The sequence below is a fragment of the Methylobacterium sp. WL119 genome (assembly GCF_008039875.1).
Taxonomy (GTDB): Bacteria; Pseudomonadota; Alphaproteobacteria; order Rhizobiales; family Beijerinckiaceae; genus Methylobacterium.
In genome coordinates this window covers 43,327-50,589 of record NZ_VRUU01000028.1, presented here as the reverse complement: position 1 = coordinate 50,589, position 7,263 = coordinate 43,327, and the positions used below count along the sequence as shown (strand labels likewise).

At 70.8% G+C, this 7,263-nt stretch carries 6 protein-coding genes; 5 read left to right on the top strand and 1 reads right to left on the bottom strand.

Annotated features, from left to right (window positions below; genetic code table 11):
• Window positions 1-17: 17 nt before the first annotated feature.
• Complete coding sequence (locus FV227_RS12670) at window positions 18-479, bottom strand: tRNA (cytidine(34)-2'-O)-methyltransferase (RefSeq protein WP_147842697.1); 462 nt, start codon at window positions 477-479, stop codon at window positions 18-20.
• 168 nt (window positions 480-647) lie between these two features.
• Here FV227_RS12670 and FV227_RS12665 point away from each other — a divergent pair, with 168 nt between their 5' ends.
• The 5 genes from FV227_RS12665 (at window position 648) to FV227_RS12645 (ending at window position 7,089) form a co-directional block, all read left to right on the top strand.
• Window positions 648-2,531, top strand: coding sequence for an ABC transporter ATP-binding protein (locus tag FV227_RS12665; RefSeq protein ID WP_147859056.1), 1,884 nt, complete (start codon window positions 648-650; stop codon window positions 2,529-2,531).
• 98 nt (window positions 2,532-2,629) lie between these two features.
• Window positions 2,630-4,066, top strand: a complete 1,437-nt coding sequence (locus FV227_RS12660; protein ID WP_147859055.1) for an MATE family efflux transporter — start codon at window positions 2,630-2,632, stop codon at window positions 4,064-4,066.
• A 214-nt stretch (window positions 4,067-4,280) separates the two neighbouring features.
• Complete coding sequence (gene petA, locus FV227_RS12655; RefSeq protein ID WP_147842694.1) at window positions 4,281-4,853, top strand: ubiquinol-cytochrome c reductase iron-sulfur subunit; 573 nt, start codon at window positions 4,281-4,283, stop codon at window positions 4,851-4,853.
• Window positions 4,854-4,870: 17 nt separating this feature from the next.
• Window positions 4,871-6,157: a cytochrome b N-terminal domain-containing protein gene (locus FV227_RS12650; protein WP_147725806.1), complete on the top strand. Its 1,287-nt coding sequence runs from the start codon at window positions 4,871-4,873 to the stop codon at window positions 6,155-6,157.
• A gap of 20 nt (window positions 6,158-6,177) precedes the next feature.
• Window positions 6,178-7,089 (top strand): cytochrome c1, encoded by a 912-nt coding sequence (locus tag FV227_RS12645; RefSeq protein WP_147725805.1) that lies wholly within the window; start codon window positions 6,178-6,180, stop codon window positions 7,087-7,089.
• Window positions 7,090-7,263: the final 174 nt, after the last annotated feature.

The window sequence follows — 7,263 nt, the reverse complement described above, 5'->3', positions numbered from 1 at the left end:
CGCGCGGGCCGGGCGGCTCAGGCCGTCGGCCCGGCCCCCTGCCGGATCGCCTCGCCGCAGATCATCGCCGCCGCGACCGCGACGTTGAGCGAGCGCATTCCGGCGCGGATCGGCACCACCACCCGCGCGTCGGCCGCGGCGTGGACCGCCTCGGGCACGCCGGCCGATTCGCGGCCCATCAGGATGCAGTCGCCGTCGCGGAAGGCGAAGCCCGTGTAGGGCAGGGCGCCCGCGGTGGTGGCGAGCACCAGGCGGATTCCTGCCTGGAGGCGCCATTCCGAGAACGCCGCCCAGGAACGGTGCCGGGTGATCGCGACGTGGTCGAGATAGTCGAGCCCCGAGCGGCGCAGGTGACGGTCGGACACGTCGAAGCCCGCCGGCTCGACGATCTCGACGGAGAGCCCGAGGCAGGCCGCCATGCGCAGCAGCGTGCCGGTGTTCTGGGGGATGTCGGGCTGGTAGAGCGCGAGGCGGAGCATGCTCCGGGGATATCCGCTTCGGCGCCGCCGACCAATCCACGCCGGCACGGCCGATCCGTGCCGACGCATGGCAGCCCCGACGCGCTGCGGCATCGCTCCCCGCTTGGCCGGGACGACCGCGGGCTTACATGAGGGTCACGCCTCCCCGACGCAAAGCACCGTGACACCATGTTCCTCGATTGGCTCGAGCGCCGCATCGACCCGTTCGCGCCCTTCGACGCGGAGCGGATGCCCCCCAAGACCGTGCTCGGCTTCGCCGCGTTCTACCTGCGCCCGATGCGGGCCGCGCTCGCCGCCCTGTTCGTCATCGCGGTGGTGGCGGGCACGGTCGAGGCCTCGCTCTACCTGCTGATGCGCTGGTTCATCGACCTGATGAACGGCGCCGACCGGACGACGCTGCTGCAGGATCATGGGCTCGCGCTGGCGCTCGCCGCGCTGTTCCTCGTGGTGGTGCGGCCGACCACGATCTGGCTGCACGAGGTCGCCTCGAACCAGCTCATCGTGCCGCAGACCACCAACCAGGTCCGCTGGCGCACCCACCTCTACACGCTCGGCCACTCGCTCTCGTACTTCCAGGGCGACTTCGCCGGCCGCCTTGCCAACCGCATCGTCCAGGTCGGCCCGGCGGTGCGCGAGATCGCGGTCGTGTTCATCGACACCCTGCTCTACGTGGCGATCTACGCGATCACCGCGGTCGGCCTGTTCTCGTCGATCTCGGTGTGGCTGGCCTTGCCGGTGGTGGCCTGGATCGCGGCCTATGCCGGGCTGACGGCGTGGTTCGTGCCGCGGGCGCGCGAGCGGTCGCACCGCACCGCCGAGACCCGCTCGGCGCTGGTCGGGCGGGTGGTCGACAGCTACACCAACATCCTCACCGTCAAGCTCTTCGCCCGCGACCGCGAGGAGCGCGCGGCCGTGCGCGAGGCGATCGACAGCAACACCCGGACCTACCTGCACCAGTTCCGGCTGGTGACGCTGACGACGACCCTGCTCGGCATCCTCAACAGCGCCCTGCTGCTCGCCACCGGCGCCCTGTGCCTGATGCTGTGGCAGCGCGGCGGCATGACCACGGGCGAGGCCGCCGCCGGCCTCGCGCTGGTGCTGCGCCTGCTCGCGATGTCGGGCTGGGTGATGCAGACCGTGCGCGGCGTGTTCGAGAACGTCGGCGTGATCCAGGAGAGCATGCAGACGATCAGCCGTCCGCACGGGCTCGTCGACGCGCCCGACGCCGCCGTGCTGAAGGTCGCGGGCGGGGACATCCGCTTCGAGAACGTCGGCTTCCATTACGGCCGCGGCGACGCCAATGTGATCGAGAACCTGTCGCTGCACATCCGGGCCGGCGAGAAGGTCGGGCTCGTCGGCGTCAGCGGCGCGGGCAAGACCACGATCACCTCGCTGCTGCTGCGCCTGCACGACGTCGAGAGCGGCCGCATCACCGTCGACGGCCAGGACATCGCGCGCGTCACGCAGGATTCGCTGCGGGGCGCCATCGCCATGGTCAGCCAGGACACCTCGCTGCTGCACCGCTCGATCCGCGACAACATCGCCTACGGCCGCCCCGACGCGACCATGGACGCGGTCGCCCGCGCCGCCGAGCTCGCCCATGCCGACGCCTTCATCCACGACCTCGTCGACCACAAGGGGCGGCGCGGCTACGACGCCCAGGTCGGCGAGCGCGGGGTGAAGCTCTCGGGCGGCCAGCGCCAGCGCATCGCCATCGCCCGGGTGATCCTCAAGGACGCCCCGGTGCTGATCCTCGACGAGGCGACCTCGGCGCTGGATTCGGAGGTCGAGGCGGCGATCCAGGAGAGCCTCGACACCCTGATGCAGGGCAAGACCGTGCTCGCCATCGCCCACCGGCTCTCGACCATCGCGGCGCTCGACCGCCTCGTGGTCATCGACGAGGGCCGCATCGTCGAGGAGGGGACGCATGCCGAGCTGATCGGCCGCGGCGGCCTCTACGCCCGATTGTGGGAGCGCCAGTCCGGCGGCTTCCTGCCCGACCGGGCGCCCAAACCCGAGCCCCGTCGGATTTCCGACGCGTTGCCGGGGTAGAACGCGCGGAACTAGAGCCCGGAATGACGGGGAGGGCATAGGACCTCTCTTCATTCAAATGGGCGGCCGCGCCGGCCAAATCATCGAAAGACCAAGACATGCCGGCATTCGGCCTCGCGGCCTCGGCCGGGGAGGGGCGGCCTCCCGTCCGGCGAGCGTGGATCGCGGAGCTGCGCGCGACCCTCGCGCTCGCCGCGCCCCTCGTCCTCACCAACCTCGCCCAGCACGGGCTGATCACCGCCGACACGGTGATGCTCGGCCGCCTGGGCGCGCCCGAGCTCGCGGCGGCGACGCTGGCCACCAGCCTGTACTTCATCCTGTTCATCTGCGGCATCGGCCTGACCTCGGCGGTGGCGCCCCTGATCGCGGAGGCGCTCGGGCGCGACCGCACCGATTCGGACGCCGTGCGCCGCCTCGTGCGGGCCGGGTTCTGGGCCGCGACCCTCGTCGCGATCCCGCTGATGCTCGGGCTGTGGCACACGCGGGCGCTGCTGGAAGCGATCGGCGAGCCGCCGGCGCTGGCCGAGGATGCCGGCCGCTACATGCGCGCGCTGCAATGGGCGATGTGGCCGGCCCTGCTGTTCATGGTGCTGCGCGGCACCTTCGCGGCGCTGGAGCGCCCGAGCTGGCCGCTCGCCGCCAGCCTGATAGCGCTGCCGGTCAATATCGGCCTCGGGGTCTGGCTCGCCTTCGAGGGCCCCGGACGCCTCGGCATGGGGCTGGTCGGGGTCGGCATCGCCACCACCTGCGCCGCGTTCTTCACCCTCCTCGTGCTCGTCGCGGTGATCCTGCGCGACCGCGGCCTGCGCCGGTACCGGCTGCTGCACCGGGTCTGGCGCTTCGATGCGAAGCGCCTCTCGGCCCTGTTCCGCCTCGGCCTGCCGATGGCGGGGACGGGGCTCGCGGAAGCCGGCCTGTTCGAGGCGGCGGTGCTCGGCATGGGGCTGTTCGGCGCGGCCCAGCTCGCCGCGCACGCGGTGGCGATCCAGATCGCGGCGCTCTGCTTCATGGTCCCGAACGGGGTCGCGCAGGGCGCCACCGTGCGCGTCGGCCTGCGGCACGGCGCGCACGACCCGCAGGGCGTGCGGCTCGCCGGCCGCGTCGCGCTGGCGCTCGGCTTCGGCTTCATGACGGCCTGCGCCAGCCTCCAGCTCGGCGCGCCGCGCCTGCTGATCGGGCTGTTCCTCGACGTCGAGGCACCCGCCAACGCCGCGGTGATGCCCTACGCGGTCGGCTTCCTCGGCTTCGCCGCCCTGTTCGCGGTGGCCGACGGGGTCCAGTCCGTCGCCCTCGGGATGCTGCGCGGCCTGCAAGATACGAAGGTGCCGATGCTGATCGCCGTCGGCGGCTACTGGGGCATCGGCGTACCCGCCGGCGCGGCGCTCGCCTGGGGGGCGGGGCTGCAGGGCTACGGGATCTGGCTCGGTTTCTGCGCCGGCCTGTTCGTCGTCGCGATCCTGCTCACCGCCCGCTGGCGCCGCCTGATCGCGCTTCGGGACCGCAGGCCCGGGCCCGCCGGGCCGCCCGCGCGATAGGAAACCCGATCCGTGTCGTCCTCCGGCACAGCTTGGCTTGACTTCGGGCGACGTGCGGTCGCATTGCACAGATTAGAACGATGATGCTCTGGTCCGCTCCGCACGGGCGGTCCGACGCGGCGGGCGAGATCGGATTCCCATCCGCCCGGGAGCGCTCCGCCGACCTGCCCGACGCCACGAGATCGGGCGACGGCACACTGGGAGATTGACGACCTTGGCGAACACCTCCGCCGCCGCGTCCACCGGCACCGCCGCCCCGGACGGAACCCGCCGCGACTTCCTGTACCTGGCCACCGGCGCGGGCGCCGCCGTCGGCGTCGGCGCCGTCGCCTGGCCCTTCGTCGCCTCGATGGCGCCGGACGCCGCCACCATCGCCGCCGGCGCGCCGATCGACGTCGACCTCGCCCCGATCACCGACGGCCAGATCATCAACGTGTTCTGGCGCGGCAAGCTGATCTTCGTCCGCAAGCTCACCGAGAAGGAGGTGACGGACATGAAGGCGATCCCGGAGAGCCAGCTCTCCGATCCGGCTCCCTTCGGCACGCGGGTGAAGAAGGGCCACGACCAGTGGCTCGTGGTCTACGGCAACTGCACCCATCTCGGCTGCGTGCCGATCGGCCACCAGGGCAACTTCGAGGGCTGGGCCTGCCCCTGCCACGGCTCGCAGTTCGACGCGGTCGGCCGCGTCCGCCGCGGCCCCGCCCCGATCAACCTTCCGATCCCGCCCTATTCCTTCCAGACCGACGCGAAGATCCGCATCGGCGAGGAAGCCAAGGCCGCGGCCTGAGACACGAGGGACCGCCCATGAGCGCTCACGCCAACGCCTACGTCCCCAAGAGCCGCCTCGCGAAGTGGTTCGAGGCCCGCCTGCCGATCGTCGGGCTGGTGCACTCGTCGTTCGTCGCCTTCCCGGTGCCGCGCAACCTGAACTACTTCTGGACCTTCGGCGCGATCCTGATCGCCTTCCTCGGCATCCAGATCGTCACCGGCGTCTGGCTCGCGATGCACTACGAGCCCTCGGCGACCCAGGCGTTCAACTCCGTCGAGCACATCATGCGCGACGTGAACTACGGCTGGCTGCTGCGCTACGCCCACGCCAACGGCGCGTCGATGTTCTTCGTCGCGGTCTACGTGCACATCTTCCGGGCGCTGTATTACGGGTCGTACAAGGCCCCGCGCGAGGTGCTCTACATCCTCGGCGTGATCATCTACCTCCTGATGATGGCGACCGCCTTCCTCGGCTACACCCTGCCCTGGGGCCAGATGAGCTTCTGGGGCGCGACCGTCATCACCAACATCCTCGCCGCGATCCCCGTGGTCGGCGACACCATCCAGAGCCTGCTCTGGGGCGGATACTCGGTCGGCAACCCGACGATCAACCGCTTCTTCTCGCTGCACTACCTGCTGCCGTGGATGATCGCCGGCGTCGTGGTGCTCCACGTCTGGGCGCTGCACGTCACCGGCCAGAACAACCCGACCGGCATCCCGATCAAGTCCTCGAAGGACGCGGTGCCCTTCACCCCCTACGCCACGATCAAGGATGTGTTCGCCACCGTGGTGTTCATGATCCTGTTCGCGTGGTTCATCTTCTACCAGCCGAACTATCTCGGCCACGCCGACAACTACGTCCCGGCCAACCCCGCCGTGACCCCGGCCCACATCGTGCCCGAATGGTACTTCCTGCCGTTCTACGCGATCCTGCGCGCGGTGCCGTCGAAGCTCGGCGGCGTGATCCTGATGTTCTCGGCGGTGCTGATCCTCGCGCTTGCGCCGTGGCTCGACACCTCGCGGGTGCGCTCGTGCAACTACCGGCCGATCTACCGCCAGTTCTTCTGGCTGTTCCTAGCGGTCACGGTCATCCTCGGCTGGCTCGGCGCCAAGCCGCCGGAAGGCGGCTACGTCATCGCCTCGCAGATCTGCACCTTCTACTACTTCGCCCACTTCCTCCTCGTGATGCCGATCGTCGGCCTGATCGAGACGCCGAAGGCGCTGCCCGGGTCGATCCTGGAGAGCGTGACCGGGCCGGGCAAGCAGGTGAGCGGGTCCGGGCTGCCGGCGGGCGCCGCCGCGGCGCCGACGACCAAGGGCTGAGGGCAGGACCGGAACCGACGATGAAACTCTCGAGCCTTCTCGCCGCCTCCCTGCTGGCGCTCTCCCTCGGCGCCCCGCTGGGCTCCTCGGCGGCCTCCGCCGAGGACGCGCATGGCGGCAACCAGCCGCCCCGCCTCCAGTGGAGCTACGCCGGCGTGTTCGGCCGCTTCGACCAGGCGCAGCTCCAGCGCGGGTTCCAGGTCTACAAGGAGGTCTGCTCCGCCTGCCACTCGATGAAGCTCGTGGACTTCCGCAACCTCGCGGAGGAGGGCGGTCCCGACTTCTCGGAGAGCCAAGTCAAGGCGCTCGCCGCGACCTACCAGGTCAAGGACGGCCCGAACGACGCCGGCGAGATGTTCGAGCGGCCCGGCCGCCCGGCCGACAAGTTCCCGCCGCCCTTCCCGAACGACCAGGCGGCGGCGGCGGCCAACGGCGGCAAGGCGCCGCCGGACTTCTCGGTGCTGGCCAAGGCCCGCACCTTCGAGCGCGGCTTCCCGTGGTTCATCACCGACGCGCTGCCCTTCGTCGGCTATTCCGAGCAGGGCGTGGACTACATCCACGCGGTGCTGAACGGCTACGAGGAGCCCCCGAAGGGCACCGACGTGCCGGACGGCGTGCACTACAACAAGTACTATCCCGGCCACCTGATCGCGATGCCGAACCCGATCAGCGACGGCCAGGTGACCTACCCGAAGAACGAGGCCGGCCAGCCGGTCGTGCCGGAGACGGTCGACCAGTACACCCGCGACGTGGCGGCCTTCATGGCCTGGGCCGCCGAGCCGCACATGATGGCGCGCAAGGCGCTCGGCTTCCGGGTGATCCTGTTCCTGATCCTGCTCTCGGGGCTGCTGTACTACGTCAAGAAGCGGGTCTGGGCCGACGTCGGCGGCGAGGTCCACGGCCTCCAGCCCGAGCTGCACAAGGCGGGTTGACCGCCCGATCGATCCACGGACGACCGAACGGGCCCCTCGCGGGGCCCGTTCGCGTTTTTGCCGCGCGCGCAGTTCGTGATAGCGGGACGCGGAGATCTCGACCTCGCCGAGACCTGCGCGGGTCCCTTCCCCCGGGGGAAGGAGGACAGGATGAGGGGTGTGCGCCGTCCGGAG